The organism is Pseudoxanthomonas sp. z9, assembly GCF_006542425.1.
In the GTDB taxonomy this organism is placed as follows: domain Bacteria; phylum Pseudomonadota; class Gammaproteobacteria; order Xanthomonadales; family Xanthomonadaceae; genus Pseudoxanthomonas_A.
In genome coordinates this window covers 350,411-367,285 of the sequence record NZ_VFID01000004.1, presented here as the reverse complement: position 1 = coordinate 367,285, position 16,875 = coordinate 350,411, and the positions used below count along the sequence as shown (strand labels likewise).

Annotated in this window: 14 protein-coding genes and 1 tRNA gene; 10 read left to right on the top strand and 5 right to left on the bottom strand. The window is 65.6% G+C overall.

Features of this window, described 5'->3' with window-relative positions; translation table 11 throughout:
* Positions 1-123: 123 nt before the first annotated feature.
* The 8 genes from pheS (at position 124) to FG323_RS06200 (ending at position 7,776) form a co-directional block, all read left to right on the top strand.
* Positions 124-1,134, top strand: coding sequence for a phenylalanine--tRNA ligase subunit alpha (gene pheS / locus FG323_RS06235; RefSeq protein ID WP_141453656.1), 1,011 nt, complete (start codon positions 124-126; stop codon positions 1,132-1,134).
* A 110-nt stretch (positions 1,135-1,244) separates the two neighbouring features.
* Positions 1,245-3,638 carry a phenylalanine--tRNA ligase subunit beta gene (pheT, locus tag FG323_RS06230; protein WP_141453655.1) on the top strand — a complete coding sequence of 798 codons (2,394 nt, stop codon included), beginning with the start codon at positions 1,245-1,247 and terminating at the stop codon, positions 3,636-3,638.
* 51 nt (positions 3,639-3,689) lie between these two features.
* A complete protein-coding gene (locus tag FG323_RS06225) occupies positions 3,690-3,989 on the top strand; it encodes an integration host factor subunit alpha (RefSeq protein WP_097121753.1) in 300 nt (99 codons plus the stop codon).
* Positions 3,970-4,326: a MerR family transcriptional regulator gene (locus FG323_RS06220; protein WP_079723142.1), complete on the top strand. Its 357-nt coding sequence runs from the start codon at positions 3,970-3,972 to the stop codon at positions 4,324-4,326. Before FG323_RS06225 ends, FG323_RS06220 begins: the two co-directional genes overlap by 20 nt.
* Before the next feature lie 85 nt (positions 4,327-4,411).
* Positions 4,412-4,488: transfer RNA gene (locus tag FG323_RS06215), tRNA-Pro, on the top strand.
* Between the two features lie 102 nt (positions 4,489-4,590).
* Positions 4,591-5,061 (top strand): cupin domain-containing protein, encoded by a 471-nt coding sequence (locus FG323_RS06210; protein ID WP_141453654.1) that lies wholly within the window; start codon positions 4,591-4,593, stop codon positions 5,059-5,061.
* A gap of 83 nt (positions 5,062-5,144) precedes the next feature.
* Positions 5,145-6,170, top strand: coding sequence for a TraB/GumN family protein (locus FG323_RS06205; protein ID WP_255470061.1), 1,026 nt, complete (start codon positions 5,145-5,147; stop codon positions 6,168-6,170).
* 79 nt (positions 6,171-6,249) lie between these two features.
* Complete coding sequence (locus FG323_RS06200; RefSeq protein WP_141453652.1) at positions 6,250-7,776, top strand: SDR family oxidoreductase; 1,527 nt, start codon at positions 6,250-6,252, stop codon at positions 7,774-7,776.
* 109 nt (positions 7,777-7,885) lie between these two features.
* Here the strand turns inward: FG323_RS06200 and dxs are convergent, their stop codons facing one another.
* The 5 genes from dxs to FG323_RS06175 form a co-directional block, all read right to left on the bottom strand.
* On the bottom strand, positions 7,886-9,790 hold the full coding sequence (dxs, locus tag FG323_RS06195; protein ID WP_141453651.1) for a 1-deoxy-D-xylulose-5-phosphate synthase: 1,905 nt from the start codon (positions 9,788-9,790) through the stop codon (positions 7,886-7,888).
* A 182-nt stretch (positions 9,791-9,972) separates the two neighbouring features.
* Positions 9,973-10,623: an HNH endonuclease gene (locus FG323_RS06190; protein ID WP_141453650.1), complete on the bottom strand. Its 651-nt coding sequence runs from the start codon at positions 10,621-10,623 to the stop codon at positions 9,973-9,975.
* Positions 10,624-10,768: 145 nt separating this feature from the next.
* Positions 10,769-12,559: an acyl-CoA dehydrogenase C-terminal domain-containing protein gene (locus FG323_RS06185; RefSeq protein WP_141453649.1), complete on the bottom strand. Its 1,791-nt coding sequence runs from the start codon at positions 12,557-12,559 to the stop codon at positions 10,769-10,771.
* 158 nt (positions 12,560-12,717) lie between these two features.
* Entirely contained in the window at positions 12,718-13,194 is a 477-nt protein-coding gene (locus FG323_RS06180; protein ID WP_141453648.1) for an LEA type 2 family protein, read from the bottom strand.
* A 247-nt stretch (positions 13,195-13,441) separates the two neighbouring features.
* Positions 13,442-14,560 carry a serine hydrolase domain-containing protein gene (locus FG323_RS06175; protein ID WP_141453647.1) on the bottom strand — a complete coding sequence of 373 codons (1,119 nt, stop codon included), beginning with the start codon at positions 14,558-14,560 and terminating at the stop codon, positions 13,442-13,444.
* A gap of 494 nt (positions 14,561-15,054) precedes the next feature.
* On the opposite strand from FG323_RS06175, the gene FG323_RS06170 reads away from it, so the two are divergent.
* Both FG323_RS06170 and FG323_RS06165 read left to right on the top strand, forming a co-directional pair.
* Positions 15,055-15,723, top strand: coding sequence for a hypothetical protein (locus FG323_RS06170; protein WP_141453646.1), 669 nt, complete (start codon positions 15,055-15,057; stop codon positions 15,721-15,723).
* 364 nt (positions 15,724-16,087) lie between these two features.
* Positions 16,088-16,828 carry a hypothetical protein gene (locus tag FG323_RS06165; protein WP_141453645.1) on the top strand — a complete coding sequence of 247 codons (741 nt, stop codon included), beginning with the start codon at positions 16,088-16,090 and terminating at the stop codon, positions 16,826-16,828.
* The last annotated feature ends 47 nt before the right edge of the window (positions 16,829-16,875 follow it).

Below are 16,875 nucleotides of genomic sequence, written 5' to 3'. Positions count from 1 at the left end.
AACGCAGTACCGGCAGTGCATCGCCGAACACGTGGGGAAGGGCGCGAGTCCTTCCCCATTGTTTTTTGTGGCCCCGGATTCGATTCCGGGACCCGGACAAGCCGAACCTCATCTGGACGATCCATGAGCGACATCGAATCCCTGTCCACTCAGGCCCTGGCCGATATCGCCGCGGCGCAGACGCCGGACACGCTGGAGCACCTGCGCGTCACGCTGCTGGGCAAGAGCGGCAGCGTCACCGCGCAACTGAAGCAGCTGGGTACCCTGCCGCCCGACCAGCGCAAGAGCGCCGGCGAAGCCATCAACCGCGTCCGCGACGCCATCGGCGAGGCCCTCGCGGCGCGCAGGACGCTGCTGGAAGACGCGGTATTGGATGCGCGCCTGTCCAGCGAAACCATCGACGTCACCTTGCCGGGGCGCAACGGTTTCCGTGGCGGCCTGCATCCGATCAGCCGCACGCTGGAACGCATCGCCGACATCTTCGGGCGCTTGGGCTATGAACTGGCGGACGGTCCGGAGATCGAGGACGACTGGCACAACTTCGAGGCGCTGAACTTCCCGCTGCACCATCCGGCGCGCGCCATGCACGACACCTTCTATTTCGGTGACGGTCGCCTGTTGCGCACCCATACCTCGGGCGTGCAGGTCCGCTACATGGACAACCTGCTGAAGGCCGGCCACCAGCCGCCGCTGCGCATGATTGCCGCAGGCAAGGTCTATCGCAGCGACAGCGACCAGACCCATTCGCCGATGTTCCACCAGGTGGAAGGCCTGCTGGTCGACGAGCATTCCACCTTCGCCGACCTGAAGGGCACCCTGGCCGAATTCGTGCGCGCGTTCTTCGAGCGCGATTTCGAGATGCGTTTCCGGCCGAGCTACTTCCCGTTCGTGGAGCCGGGCGCGGAAGTCGACATCGCCTGGCAGCAGCCCGATGGCAGCACGCGCTGGCTGGAGGTACTCGGCTGCGGCATGGTCCATCCGAACGTGCTGCGCAACTGCGGCATCGATCCCGAGCGCTACACCGGCTTTGCGTTCGGCATGGGCGTGGAGCGTTTCGCGATGCTGCGCTACGGCGTCAACGACCTGCGCGCGTTCTTCGACAATGACGTCAGGTTCCTGCGACAGTTTGCGTAAGGCGGGCCTCGGCCCGCCGCTGTGGAAGCAATGATGCGGCGATGCTCCGGCCCGCCGCCGACAATGGACAGATGGCAATGGTGGGCCGAGGCCCACCCTACGGTGACACGATGAAATTCAGCGAAAACTGGCTGCGCAGCCACGTTCCCACCCAGGCCACCCGCGACGAACTGTCGGCGGTACTGACCGCGATCGGCCTGGAAGTCGAGGAAGTGACCGCGCTGGGCGACGGTCTGGCCGGCGTCGTGGTGGCACGCATCGTCGAATGCGCACGGCATCCGGAAGCGGATCGCCTGCAGATCTGCCAGGTAGACGCCGGGCAGGGCGCGCTCCTGCAGATCGTGTGCGGTGCGCCGAATGCGCGCCCGGGACTGGTCGCTCCGCTGGCCATGATCGGCGCCAACGTCGGCGGCATCGCCATCAAGGCCGCCAAGCTGCGTGGCGTTGAATCCAACGGCATGCTCTGCTCGGCCAAGGAACTGGGCATCGACGCCGATGCTTCCGGTCTCCTGGAACTGCCGGATGACGCGCCCGTCGGTGCGGCCATTGGCGATTACCTGGGCCTGCCGGACGCCAGTATCGAAATCAAGTTGACGCCCAATCGCGCGGATTGCTTCAGCGTTCGCGGCATCGCCTATGACGTGGCCGCCGCGGTCGGCAGCCAGGTCAAGCCGCTGGATACCGATCCCGTTCCCGCCCGGGACGATGCGGCGCGGGTGGTCGAACTGGAAGCCGGCGAGCGGGTGCCGCGTTTCGCTGGCCGGGTGATATCTGGTGTCGACGCCACCGCGCCCACGCCGGTCTGGATGGCCGAACGCCTGCGCCGCGCCGGTGTGCGCCCGATCAGCCTGCTGGTGGATGTCACCCAGTACGTGATGCTGGAGCTGGGCCAGCCCATGCACGCCTTCGATCAGGATCTGCTGGACGGCACGGTTGTCGTGCGGCCGGCACGTGCGGGAGAGCAGATCAAGTTGCTCGATGGCCGCACCGTGACCGTCGATGAGGAATTCCTGGTTGTTTCCGACAGCCAGGGCGGCAAGGCCGCGCGTGCCGTGGCGCTTGGCGGCATCATGGGCGGATACGACACCCGCGTCACCGACACTACCCGCAACGTGTTCCTGGAAGCGGCGCACTGGATTCCGTCGGCCATCATCGGCCGCAGCCGCCGACTGGGCATGCACACCGATGCCGGTCACCGTTTCGAGCGGGGCGTCGATCCCGAATTGCCGCGCATCGCCGTGGAGTATGCGACCCGGCTGATCCTGGCCGTCGGTGGCGGCGTGCCAGGCCCCGTGACCGAGGCCGTGCTGCCGCAACACCTGTCGGCGCCGAAAGCCATCGGCCTGCGCCGCGCCCGCGTCGCGCGCGTGCTGGGCATCGATATCGCCGATACCGAAATCGAACGCATCCTGCAGGCGCTGGGCATGCAGGTGTCGCGTGATGGCGAAGGCTGGCGGGTGGTTCCGCCGAGCCGTCGCTTCGACATCGCGATCGAAGAGGATCTGATCGAGGAGTTGGCGCGCATCCATGGCTACGAGCGCATTCCGACCACGTTGCCCGGCGGCGCCACCCGCGTCGCGGTGCAGACCGAGACGCGCGTCGAACCATCGACCGTGCGCCGCCAGCTGGCCGCGCGCGAGTATCTGGAAACGGTCAACTATGCCTTCGTCGACGCATCGTGGCTGGCGCATTGGCAGGTGGCCGAGGGTGCCGTGCCGCTGGCCAATCCGCTGAGCGCGGAGTTGGGCGTGATGCGCACGCAGTTGCTGCCCGGTCTGGTGTCCACGCTGGGCCGCAACGTCGCACGCCAGGCCGGGCGCGTGCGCCTGTTCGAGCTGGGCAACGTGTTCCATGCCGCCAGGGCGGGCGAGCCTCCTCTGGAAACCCTGCGCATCGCCGCCGCGGCCTGTGGTGACGCCCATGCCGAGCAGTGGGGTGAAAAGCCCGCGCGCAAGGTCGATTTCCATGACCTGAAGGGTGATCTGGAGAGCCTCGCGGCTGCGGCCGGGGCGGTGCTCGAGTATCGGCCGTCCACCGCGCCGTACGGCCATCCGGGGCGCTCGGCGGATATCCATCGGGAGGGTCGGCGCATCGGCTGGATCGGCCAGTTGCATCCGCGCCTCCAGCGATTGCTGGACCTTGACGTGGACGTGGTGGCCTTCGAAGTGGATCTCGCGCCGCTTGCTGAACGCGCGGTCGCGCGCGCATCGGAGCTGTCCCGGTTTCCGTCCGTCCGCCGGGATCTCGCGTTCGTCGTCGCGGACCAGGTCCCGTGGGATGCCCTGCGCCAGACCGCGCGGCAGGCCGCGGGCCCGCTGTTGCGGGATGTCCAGCTGTTCGATCGCTACGTCGGCCAGGGCGTCGAATCCGGTCAAAAGAGTCTCGCTATGGGCTTGATTTTGCAGGACAACTCACGCACTCTGACCGACCGCGACGTGGAAACCGTGGTCGCAGGCGTCGTGGCCGCCATCGAGGCGGCCCACGGGGCGAAGATCCGCGGATGAACGGCGCGAAGGCAATCGCAGGACTGGAACGGAAATAGGGGACAGGCAGAAATGGCGCTGACCAAGGCCGAGATGGCCGAACGGCTGTTCGACGAAGTGGGCCTCAACAAGCGCGAGGCCAAGGAGTTCGTGGACGCGTATTTCGACGTGCTGCGCGATGCCCTGGAGCAGGGGCGGCAGGTCAAGCTGTCCGGCTTCGGCAACTTCGATCTGCGCCGCAAGAACCAGCGGCCGGGCCGCAATCCCAAGACCGGGGAGGAGATCCCCATTTCGGCGCGGACCGTGGTGACGTTCCGGCCGGGGCAGAAACTCAAGGAGCGTGTGGAAGCCTATGCTGGATCCGGGCAGTAATCGCGAGCTACCGCCGATTCCGGCGAAGCGCTACTTCACCATCGGTGAGGTCAGTGAGCTGTGCGACGTCAAACCGCACGTGCTGCGCTACTGGGAAACGGAATTCCCCAGTCTCGAACCGGCCAAGCGCCGAGGCAACCGTCGCTACTACCAGCGCCACGACGTGCTGATGGTGCGGCAGATCCGCAGCCTGCTGTACGAACAGGGCTACACCATCGGCGGCGCGCGTCTGCGGCTGGAAGGCGAGGGTGCCAAGCAGGAATCGGCGCTGAGCAACCAGATCGTCCGCCAGGTGCGGATGGAGCTGGAAGAAATCCTGCAGCTGCTTCGCCGCTGAGCCCTTCCGCGGACGCGCCTAGGAAAGCCGGGCGCGTTGCCGCTATAATCAGCGACCGCCCGCAAGGCGGACGTTTTCCAGGATTCGGGGTATAGCGCAGCCTGGTAGCGCACCAGTCTGGGGGACTGGTGGTCGTCGGTTCGAATCCGGCTACCCCGACCAACTCGCAAGAGACGAAAAAGCCCGCCGCGCGCGGGCTTTTTCGTGCCGGCCTGTTGCGGGCCACCTTGCGGTGCCCCCCATGCTCATGTTTAGTATTCCTTCATGCACCCGCGCGCCGAAGAGTTGATCCAGTCGCTGGACCTGGCTCCCCACCCGGAGGGCGGGTATTACCGTCGCATCTTCGAATCGACCAAGCGCACCGAGGTCAATGGCATCGAGCGGCCGACGCTCACCGCCATCAAGTACCTGCTGGTCGCCGGCGTCACCAGCCGCTGGCACCGGGTGGACGCCACCGAGATCTGGGACTGGTCCGAAGGCAGTCCGCTGGAACTGTCGATGTTCGATCCGGAAAACCGCACCCTCAGCCGTGCCCAGCTCGACACGTCCGCGCGCGGCGGACAGCAGGTCCAGGTGGTGAAGGCCGGCATCTGGCAGAGCGCGCGCAGCCTGGGTGACTACAGCCTGATGGATTGCTCGGTGTCGCCAGGCTTCGTCTGGAAGGGCTTCCAGTTGCTCGAACACGACAGCGAGACCGCCCGGCACCTGCGCGAAGCGGGCGGCAAAGTCGCCTGAGTCACGGGAACCGGCGGTTGGTCGCGTGGTCTGAATCGCCGCCCGGCGCATCTGGCGCCTTTCCGTGAGTGCAGGGAATGCGATTGTTGATTTGCACAGGCCTGATCCTGGTTTCCTGCTGGTCGTGGGATGCCTTGGCCCAGCAACCGCAACGGCCGGTCATCAAGGACACCGAAACCCCGGCCTCGGGGGCGGTCATCGACATGGACACCGTCGTGGTCAGCGGCGCGCAGCCGGGCCCGGGCCTCTGGCGGGTCAGCCGTGACGGACGCGTGCTGTACATCCTGGGTACGCAGTCGCCGTTGCCCAAGCAGATGATCTGGCTGTCGCGTGACGTGGAACAGGTCATCGCCTCGTCGCAGGAAGCCATCAAGCCGCCGCGGGTCAAGGTGGATGCCGACATCGGCATCATCCGCGGCGCGCTGCTCATCCCCTCCATGCTCAAGGCCCGGCGCAATCCTGACGACCGGACGCTGCGGGAAGTCTTGCCCCCGGATCTCTACGCGCGCTGGTTGATCCAGAAGGCGCGCTACCTGGGGCGGGACAAGGGCGTGGAGAAATGGCGCCCGATCTTCGCGGCGCGGGAGCTCTACGAAGCCGCGCTCAAGCGGGCGGGACTGGCCGAGTCCGGCATTGTCAGTCCGGTGGTGGACAAGGCCATCAAGCGGCATGGCCTGAAAGTCACCACGCCATTGCTGAGTTTCAAGGTCGAACAGCCCAGGCAGGCACTGAGGGAATTCGCGGGTACCCAACTGGACGACAGCGCATGTTTCAGGGCGACCCTGGATCGCGTGGAAAACGATCTGCCCCTGATGACTGCCCGCGCCAACGCTTGGGCGGTCGGCGACATTCCCGCGCTTCGCGCCTTGCCGTACGGGGATCAGAACCGCACCTGCGCGCAGGTGCTGACCGAAACCGAATTCGCCCGCAAGCGCGGCATCGCCAATGTCGCCGCGGCACTGCAGGACCAATGGCTGGAGGCCGCGGAAAATGCGCTGCGGACCAACGCCTCCACTTTCGCGACCTTGCCGATCGCCGAGTTGCTCAGGAGCGATGGTCCACTGGCGAAGCTGCAGGCGAAGGGATACCAGGTCGAGGCACCGGAATAACCGCCAGTGCTTTGGCACTGGCTCCCTGCATCGGGTTCCCGTTTAATGGACGTCCGTCCACGGTCCTGGGGATGACCGCATGCGCCTTGCCGGAATGGCACTCACCGCGATCCTGTGTCTGTCGATGGCAGGCACCGCCTGTGCTTGGGAAAGCACGCGAAAGACTTCGCCGGCCCAAGCGCCGGGCAATCTGCAGGATCCCTATCAACAACGCATCCAGGACATCGCAGGGCGGTTCCAGCTTTCAGAATCCCGCCGCCTGAACCGGGAACTTAAGACCATTCTCGCTGACAGGCGTTTCGAAGCGTTGCCTGATGTGCAGCGGCACGGCCTGCTGATCATGGCCGCGGCCGCCGCCGCATTCGAGAACGAAGGCGAACGCTCGCGCTCATTGTTCCTGCGCAGCATCCAGATCAAGCCCTCCGGCTACGCGTGGTACATGCTGTCGATGCTGGAAATGGAGAATGGACAGAATGATCAGGCCGCACTCTATCTGGGCCGGGCATTGGCGGAGAGTCCCGATGAACTGGTCGATTATCCCGAGGAACTGGTGCCAGAAGTCCTCCGTGCCTCGACGGCGGGCTCCGATGCGAAGTTCGGACTGTTGAAGGCGCTTTACGAGGCGGGCTGGAATCAGCGCGGACTGGGGGCCAGTGACACCTGGTTCAAGCTGGCGGAGGAATACCTGCGACGCGGCGAGCCGATCCAGGCGCGCGGGCCGATTGAACGCATCGATGGCGCGATGGCGCTGATCAAGCTGCGCATTGATCGCCGCTTCGATGGCGTGATGTCGAAACTGGAAGGTCTGCCGTCTCCGGAGCAGGCTGCGCAACGGCGCGTTGAACGGCTCCGGCGCCTGGTAACCGAACAGCCTCGCCGGCTGGAGCCGCTCAGCGAGTTGATGGGGGCGTTGCTGGTCGTCGGCCAATGGGACGAAGTGGTCCGGCTCAGCAGCGAGGTCAAGGCACGCCTGAAGGAGGCACCCGCCGATGCGCCGCCATTCGACGATGTTGACCAGTACCTGTGGGTGCAGAACCGACGCAGTACCGCGTTGCGCGCGCTCGGACGCTGGGACGAGGCCGTCGCCGAACTGGCCGAGGCCGCGCGTACGCCGGACCGTGGGCAGACCAACGTCAACCAGGTCCTCAACCTGGGGGGACTGTACTGCTCGCTGGGCAGGCCGGATGACGCGCTTGCCGCGATTGCCCTGGTGGGGGAGATGAGTGGCTACGGAAAGATGGTGCAGGCGTCCGTGCAACTGTGTGCCGCGACGCTCAAGCAGGATACGCGTGGAATCGAGCGGACACTCGGCTACCTGCGCAAGCATCGCGCGGACGGAGAAGACGTCCTGCTGGATGGCCTCGTGAGCACGGGGCGGCTGGATGAGGCGGCTGTCGAACTCATCGCGCAGCTGGAGGCGCTCGATACTCGCGCCGAAACCCTGCTGTCGATACAGGAACTGAAAGAGCACGCCTCCATGCCCGGTGACGTCGAGTCACATGCGCAGTGGGAAGCGCTGGTTGCGCGAGCCGATGTACAGGCCGCGGTTGCCCGACTGGGCCGTATCGAGCACTACCCGCTTTACTGGGGATGGGACGATCACTAGTCCGGGGAACCCGGCAAGCGTGCCTTATCGGGACATCACGAACCCGGGTTGATGGCCGGGTTCCATGAACCGCGTCCCGACGCGCGGGTGCCTCGATTCCTGCCCGGAATCAGCCTGCCGCGCTGAGCGGCGCACTGGCCGCCAGCTGGGGCCAACGGCGCAGCACCGAGGCGCGTATGCCCGCCGCATCGATGCCGGCTTCGGCCAGCAGATCCTCGCGGCTGGCGTGGTGCTGGAATTCGTCGGGCAGGCCGAGGTGCAGCACCGGCACCGCGATGCCTTCGGCATTGAGCAGTTCGGCCACGCCGGAACCGGCACCGCCCATCACCACGTTGTCCTCGATGGTGACGAAGCCCTGGTGGCTGGAGGCCAGTTCCAGCACCAGTGCACGATCCAGCGGCTTGACGAAGCGCATGTTGACCACGGTCAGGCCCAGTTCGCGGCCGACCTGTTCGGCCGCGGCGGCGGTGGACCCGAACGCGAGCAGGGCCACGTGGTTTCCGCGCGTGCGCAGTTCGGCCTTGCCGATGGGCAGGGTGTCCAGATCGGCCTGCACGGCCACCCCGGGACCGGTACCGCGCGGATAGCGCACCGCGGCCGGACCGGTGTGGTGGTAGCCGGTGCTGAGCATGCGCCGGCATTCGTTCTCGTCGGCTGGCGCCATCACCACCATGTTGGGTACGCAGCGCAGGTAGCTCAGGTCAAGATTGCCCGCATGGGTGGCGCCATCCGGCCCCACGACGCCGCCGCGATCGATCGCGAAGAGGACGTCGAGATCCTGGATCGCCACGTCGTGCACGAGCTGGTCGTAGCCGCGCTGCAGGAAGGTGGAGTAGATCGCCACCACCGGCTTGCCGCCCTCGCAGGCCATGCCGGCGGCCAGGGTCACCGCGTGCTGTTCGGCAATGGCGACGTCGAAGTAGCGATCCGGATACTCCTTGCTGAAGCGCACCAGGCCGGATCCTTCGCGCATGGCCGGCGTGATGCCGAGCAGTTTGGGTTCGACGGCCGCCATGTCGCATAGCCACTCACCGAAGATGTCGGTATAGGTCGGCTTCTTTGCGCCGGCCTTGCTGACCAGGCCCTTTTCCGGATCGAACGGACCCACCGCGTGGTAGCCGATCTGATCGCCCTCGGCGAGTTCGTAACCCTTGCCCTTGGTGGTCAGGATGTGCAGCAGCTGCGGACCCTTCAGTGTCTTGAGCGTCTTCAGCGCGCCGACCAGCGCTTCCACATCGTGGCCATCGATCGGGCCGGTGTAGTGGAAACCCATCTGCTCGAACAGCGTGGAGGGCACGAACATGCCCTTCCAGTGCTCCTCCCAGCGGCGCATGAAGCGCGCCGGCGGCTTCTTCTTGTCGCCCAGCAGTTTCTTGCCACCCTCGCGCAGCGCGTTGAGGGTGCGGCTGCTGCTCAGCCGTCCCAGCATCTTGGTCAGCCCGCCGACGTTCTCCGAAATCGACATCTGGTTGTCGTTGAGGATCACCAGCAGGTTCGGTTCGGGTTCCATGCCGCCGGCATGGTTGAGCGCTTCGAAGGCCATGCCCGCGGTCATCGCGCCGTCGCCGATCACGGCGACCACCTTGCGGTCGTCGCCCTTCTGCGCGAGTGCGACGGCCATGCCCAGGGCGGCGGAGATCGAAGTGGAAGAATGGCCGACCCCGAACGTGTCGTATTCGCTTTCCTCACGCTTGGGGAACGGCGCGACGCCGTCCTTCTGCTTGACCGTGTGGATCTGGTCGCGACGGCCGGTGAGGATCTTGTGCGGATAGCACTGGTGGCCGACGTCCCAGACCAGGCGGTCGACCGGCGTCTCGTACAGATAGTGCAGGGCGACGGTGAGTTCGATCACGCCCAGACCGGCGCCGAAATGGCCGCCGCTCTTGCCGACCGATTCAATCAGGTAGCCGCGCAGCTCCTCGGCGATGGCCGGCAGTTCGGACTCCTCGAACCGACGCAGGTCGGCGGGGGTCTCGATGCGGGAAAGGCGGGGGTAGCGGGCGGGATCGATCATGGGCTTGATTTCATCTGGCCCGCTATTTTCCCCCCCTTGTGTGAGGCGGGGCAAGCGAACGGGTGAAGCCGGGGCGAAGCGACGCGGCCCGGGCGGGCGAAACTCACGACCTGTTCATTTGCCGGCCGCGGCGTTCGGGTGCTTTCGGACATAGGGGGCCGGGCAGGCCGGAACGGCCGGGCTCAGGCCGACAGCTTGGACTTCTTGGGCAGGTGGGCCTTCAGGAAGGCCATCTGGTCGGCCAGGATATTGCGGTTGGACAGGATCAGATGCTCGATCCAGCTGGGCCGGTAGGGCACCGCCAGCAACGGCATGTGCGCCTGCTGCGGGGTGCGGTTGCTCTTGCGCGAGTTGCAGTGGAAGCACGCGGTGACCACGTTCTCCCAGGTGTCGCGCCCGCCCTTGGACAGCGGCAGCACGTGATCGCGGGTCAAATGCTGGCGGCTGAAATCCTGGCCGCAGTACAGGCACAGATAGGCATCGCGCGCGAACAACGCGGTATTGGTCAGCGTCGGCGTGGGCGAGAGCGCGTGTGCACGGGCATGCCCGCGGGAAGCGACGATGGGGTGCAGCTCGATGACGCTCTGTTCGCCGGTCATGCGGCTGGTGCCGCCATGCACCCGCAGGCAGGGCTCGCCGAGCGTCCAGGCCACCGCGCCGCGCGCGTACAGGCAGGTCGCGTCCTGCCAGTTGATCCAGTCCAGCACGCGGCCATGCGCGTCGAGCGACAGCAGGCGCGGAGTGAAGCGGGAGGGGGATTGCGGAGCAATGACCGCCGGGCCGGATGCGCTGCCGGTGTCGACCAGGTGAAGCTGAGCTGTGTCTGCTTCCATGGGGAATCAGGTTATACCTGATTGATGACAATTTGGATAGCGCCGCTTTGGCAATGCCGGTGGCTATCGACCGGCAACCGCCGCCGGCACTGCGAACGCACGGCATTCCCACCCTTGGTCCGGGTGGGAATGCCGTTGTCGAGTCTCATTCGCCGAACCGTTCCGCGGCCATCGCCATCAGCGGCGAAGCGCCGGATCCGATCACGGCGGCATGGGCGAGGGTACGCGGCAGGATGCGGGCGAAGTAGAACCGCGCCGTTTCCCGCTTGGATTGCTTGAACGCCTCGGAGTGGGATGAGGATTCCGCGGTCGCCACGCTGCGCGCCCACCAGTAAGCCAGGGTGACGTAGCCGGAATAGAACAGGTAGTCATGGCTGGCGGCGCCGATCTCTTCCGGATCCTGGCTGGCGCGCTGCAGGATGTCTCGGGTCAGCGTGGCCCATTCGCTGGTTTTTTCGCGAAGCGGCGCGATGAATTCGGCGATGGCCGCGTTGCCTTCGTGCGCACGCAGGAAAGCCTCGATCTCGGCCAGGAAAATCTTCAGTCCGGCCGCCTGGGTGGAGGCGGTCTTGCGTCCCATCAGATCCAGCGCCTGGATGCCGGTGGTGCCTTCATACAGCGTGGTGATGCGCGCATCGCGCGCCAGTTGTTCCATGCCGTGTTCGTGGATGTAGCCATGGCCGCCGAAGCATTGCAGCGCGTGGTAGGTGTTCTCGATGCCCCATTCGGTCTGGCATGCCTTGGAAATCGGGGTCAGGAAACTCACCAGCGTGTCGGCGCGTTCGCGCTCGGCCGGATCCGGCGAATGGCTGGCCACGTCGATCAGCGTGCCGGCGTGCAGCGCGAGCAGCCGGCTGCCCTCCACCAGCGACTTCACCGTCAGCAGCATGCGGCGCACGTCGGGATGGACGATGATTGGATCGGCCGGCTTGTCGGGAAACTTCGGGCCGCTCAGTGCGCGCGTCTGCAACCGCTCGCGCGCGTACCGCAGCGCGTTCTGGTAGGCGCGCTCGCTCAGCGCGATGCCCTGCAGGCCGACGCCCAGGCGCGCGGTGTTCATCATGGTGAACATCGCCTGCAGGCCCTTGTGTGGCTGGCCGACCAGGTAACCCTGCGCACCATCGAAGTTCATCACGCAGGTGACCGAACCCTTGATGCCCATCTTGTGTTCGATGGAGCCGCAATGCAGCGCATTGCGCTCGCCCACCTTGCCGTCGCGATCGACCTTGAACTTCGGCGTCACGAACAGCGAGATGCCCTTCGCGCCCGCCGGTGCGTCGGGCAGTTTGGCCAGCACGAGGTGGACGATGTTGTCGGTCAGATCGTGTTCGCCGGCGGTGATGAAGATCTTGGTGCCGGTGATCGCGTAACTTCCGTCGGCGTTGGGTTCGGCGCGGGTCTTCAGCAGACCCAGATCCGTGCCGCAATGGGGTTCGGTCAGGCACATGGTGCCGGTCCAGCGGCCTTCCACCAGCGGCTTGAGGAAGACCTCCTGCTGCCAGGGTTCGCCGTGCTGTTTGAGCGCCTCGACCGCGCCGTGCGACAACAGCGGGAAATTGCCCCAGGCCAGGTTGGCGGCGTTGACCATTTCGTTGAGCGGCACGCCCATCACGTGCGGAAGGCCCTGGCCGCCGAAGTCCGGCGACGCGGTCAGGCCGGTCCAGCCGCCCTCGATGAACTGCTCGTACGCGGCCTTGAAGCCGGGCGGCGTGGTCACCGCCTGGGTGGCCTGGTCGTAGGTCGAACCGATCTCGTCGCCGACGCTGTTCAGCGGCGCCAGCACGGTTTCCGAAAAGCGGGCGGCTTCCTCCAGCACCGCGTCCAGGATGTCGCGGGTGGCGTCGGCGTAGCCGAGCCGGGCGAACAGGGCTTCGGCGCCCAGCACGTCGTAAAGGGCGAAGCGGATGTCGTTCAGGGGGGCGCGATAGGCACTCATGGGGGAATTTCAGGCGGCGGCCGAGGCCGGAAGTATCCAGCATACTACGGCGTATGGCGGTCGCGGATGGCGCGCCGCAGCATGCCGTGGCAGGGGCACTGGCCCTGAAACGACAACGGCCCCTTGCGGGGCCGTCGTTGCAGGCCGGAAGGCTGGGGTCAACGCATCACGCCGTCCAGCCCGGGTACCGGATTGAGGGTGCTGCGGCCGGTGATCTGGAAATCGCGCGGCTTGGCCTCCTCCGGCGTGGCATTGGCCGTTCCCTTCAGGCTGTAGGGCAGCGAACGCCGGCCAGCCAGCGCGTCGGCCAGCACCATCTTGGCTTCCGCGCTGGGCGTGAACGGCACCGTGACCACGTCCGCGGACTCCGGCCCGACCGACAACGCGGGGCTGGCTTCCAGGGTGCCGGCGGTATGACCGTCCACTTCCACCGCCAGGCTGACCCGATCAAAACGCATCGGGATGCTGCTGTAGTTCTGCAGGCGCAGGTCCACCGACCAACTGCCGTTGGCCTTGACCGTCAACTGCTGGATGCTGGCCGCCGGTTCCGACACGCGCCGAACCGGACCGCCGCTGCACGCGGCCAGCAACGCCGTCGCCAGGAACACCACCGCCAAAAGACCACGCCGAATCATCCCGTCACTCCATGCCGAGTAGATGCGGATAGTACGCGCCGAGGGGCGGGGCTTCCAAGGGAAGCGGAGTGCGCGCTTTTCCGTGGTTGACCCGCGGATGGTGGAAGTTGCTGATGGACAATGCGAGCCTCGTCTCGTCGGAAAGCACCCCGCAGGCATTGCCGGAAGACCAAGGATTGATGGAAGAAATACCTGTCGCCGGAGCAAAGGTACGACAGGTGCTACGCCAGTTCTATGCACACCGAAATCACATGTTGCCTGTAGTCGGCCCGTCGATCCTGCCTTTGCATGGGCGCGAACCCAGATCCAGCCGCTCGGCGATGCCCTGCGGGCCGATATCTCCGGCACGATTGATGAGGACCACGACAGTTCGCCGCAGGGCGGGGACGTGACGCAGGTATCCCGTGAAGCCAGCCGTTCCCCCGCCATGCCCCACCACCTGGCCGCCGTCAGCCAATTCCCAGCCAGCGCCCCAGCCGGCCGTAGTACCGTCGGCAAGCGGCGTGTTGCGCCACATCTCGCGGAGAAGGTCATCGGGCAACAGTTCGCCTTGGTCCAGTGCGACGGCGAATCGAGTCATGTCGTCGATGCTGGCGAGCAGCCCTCCGGCGGCCCAGGCAGAGCCGGGGGCGGTGATGGGTGGGTCGAGCCAGCGGCCATCCTGGTAGAGGTGTCCTTTGGCAATGATGCGGCGGTCGTCGGCGCGACGCGGTCCGGCATCGCGCATATCCAACGGGTCCAGGATTTCGTCCCGCAGGAACTGCCAGTAGTCCGCGCCGGTCACCTGCTCAATGGCGAGTCCGAGCAGGATGTAGTTGGTGTTGGAATAGGCGTGTCGGGTTCCCGGTGCAAAGTCCAGAGGCGCCTGCGCGACCATCGCCAATAGTTCCCAGGGCGTGGGATCCGTCGGCATCAATTCGAGAAAGTTTCCCTCATTGAGGTAGTTCGGGACACCGGACGTATGGCTGAGCAGCCGTGACAGGGAAATCGGCTCCCATGCCGTCGGCAGGGCATCCACGTAGCGGCCGATGGGAGCATCTATATCAAGCAGCCCACGCCGCCGAAGCCGGAATACCAGCAGGGCAGTAAATACCTTGGTGATGGAACCTATTTCGAACGCCGTGTTGCGCTCGACCCGCGCACCGCTGGCATCGTTGCGCCGTCCTGCCGTGGCCATTTCGGTTATCCGCCCCCGGTCCACCACGACCGCGGCCATTCCCGGCTGGTGCTCGGCCTCAAGAAGGACAGGCAGGGATTTGCAGTTCTCCGGTTGTCGGCCGCCTCCACGGGCACCAGGCACGATAAGTCCGGCGCCTGCGGCGAGCAGCGCGCTACACAAGCGGCGTCGTGTCGGGTCGTTCTGCATCGGCTGTGAGCTGTCGGTTCCGTAGTCGGCGATGGTAGAGCGGCGACGGCGGCTTCGGCTACCCGATGGGAAAGTCAAATACCGGGTACTCCGGCGATTGTGGCTACAACTTCTCCAACTGGCGTGAGTTGCATTGCTGGAGCGGGTCAGTACGGAGGGCGCGTGCCGCCCCTCCGTCGCCGGGGTTTGGGCCGCAGTTTCATGCAGGAGACCGAATGCACGTCGCGGCTCATGGTTGACATCATGGGAGCTGACATCTCCTACGACGAGGCGAACTGACCCGCCAGGGCGAAGGTCGCACAGCCGATACCCGACCGGTACTCGCGTGTGGCGAACCGGGATGAAGGACACGGGCCAGGTCCGGGAATCCGCTGGGCATCCGCGTGGCGACCGGCTACGCTCCCCGCATCGTCGGCGGTACCCGCGGACCATCCCGGCACGCACCACGGCGAGGCGGACGACCGGCAGGCGTTCGCTGCAAGGAAGAGACGCGGATGGATTTCCTCAAGCTGCTCAAATCGCTGGAAGAGTTCCTCTACGAGGTAATCACCTGGCTGGTGTTCTTCCCGCTCACGCTGTGGAGGGTGGCGCGCCACCCGCAACGGATGGCGCGCTACGCGGAGACCGAGCTGAGGGACAAGCTGGAGAAGCAGTTCGACGACGCACTGAGCCCGCCGCTGTTCCTGATGCTGGCCATCCTGGCCGCGCATGTGCTCGAGCTCATTCTGCATCAGCAAGTGCGGGCGACCAGCGAACTGTCCCGCCAGGTAGTGGGCAATGAACAGGGCCTGTTGCTGTTCCGCACACTGACTTTCGCACTGTGGCCCTTGCTGATGGCCATCCACTGCCAGCGGCGGCGTGGGCAGCGACTGGACCGCGAAAGCCTGCGGCGTCCGTTCTACGCGCAGTGCTACCTGGCGGCGCCCTTCGCCATAACCGTGTCGATGGCGATGCAATTGGTAATCAAGCCGGGCGTGACGTCCACCCGGATCGGCTGGACGATCGCCGCCATCGCCGCGGTCTGGTACCTGTGCGTGCAGGCGCGCTGGCTGCGCGACACTCTGCGGGCGAACTGGTGGAGCAGTGGGCTGTCGGCGCTTGGTGTGTTGGTGCTGGGCGGTATCATCAACCTGGCTATCGGCGCGGTGCTGGTCCTGAATTGAGTCCTTCACCCCGCGTGGACGCGCGGGGGAGTGCCCGGATGGCTGATAACAATCAAAGGAAATCAGGCCTTCCGACGGCTTCTGAAGTAGAGCGATCCGGTGCTCCCAGGCACCCTGTGTCCCATCAGACCTGACTGGCCATAGCTGGAGGTCACGGAAGGCGAGCAGGACGCCCCACTAGTCCCTAGGATCAGTGCCACGTTTGGCCAATGCACTCGTCGGCCGATGGCCGCCAGAAAGGCACGACTGCCTCCAGCACCAATCTGTGACATCAGCACCACCTCGCGAAGTGTTGTGTCTGGGCGAACTCGATATCATCCTGCCTTACGCTGTAAGGCCCACTATCCAACCGGAGGGATTAATCATGCGCGCCAGCCTGCTTGCAGTTTGTCTTGTTGCCACCATGCCTTTCTCGGCACTCGCGCAGACCGCTCCCCCGGACGTGGCAGACCTGGTCGGAGCTCGTGCTGCCGGCGGTGAGACCCAACTGCTGTCCCGCGGCTATGAGCTGCGTGATTCGAGCACAGTACGTGACCAGCGGTTTACCTTCTGGTGGAGCGCGAAGCGCAACCAGTGCATCTCCGTATCCACCTCCGAAGGACGCTATGCCTCCATTCAAGCGGTTCCGGGTGCGAACTGCGGAGGTACAGGGTCGGCAGAGCCGGCAGATGTATCCGCCCAACAGGACCCCAAATCCCTGGTTCTGGTCTGCTACGGGGCGGGAACCCGGCCCGTCGCCAAGACAGAGCAGACCTATAGCTGGGACCACAAGGACAACAAGTGGAAGGAAGGGAATTCGGTGGTCAGCAGCGCGCAAGGCTTCAATAGCGACGTTCAAATCGAGTTGTATGGTGACCATGGTCGAATCCACCTGGGACAAGGACTTGTGCCTCCGATCAATTCAGGTGGCGACCATGGCTGGTGGGAACTGGATAACCTGCAAGTTGGTGAAGATCGGATTACGGCGGGCTACCGTTTGAACGGCATGAACAAGCCGCGGGTTGCCGTAAACCGGAATTCGGGGCAAATCACCATCGAAGGCGGGACGAAGTTCTCCGGTCAGTGCGATATCGGGAACTTCGGGAAAGGCCAGCGACGGTTCTAGTCAGCAGTCGTGTTGCGCGTGGAATCCAGCCGTTCTCTAGAGTGCTG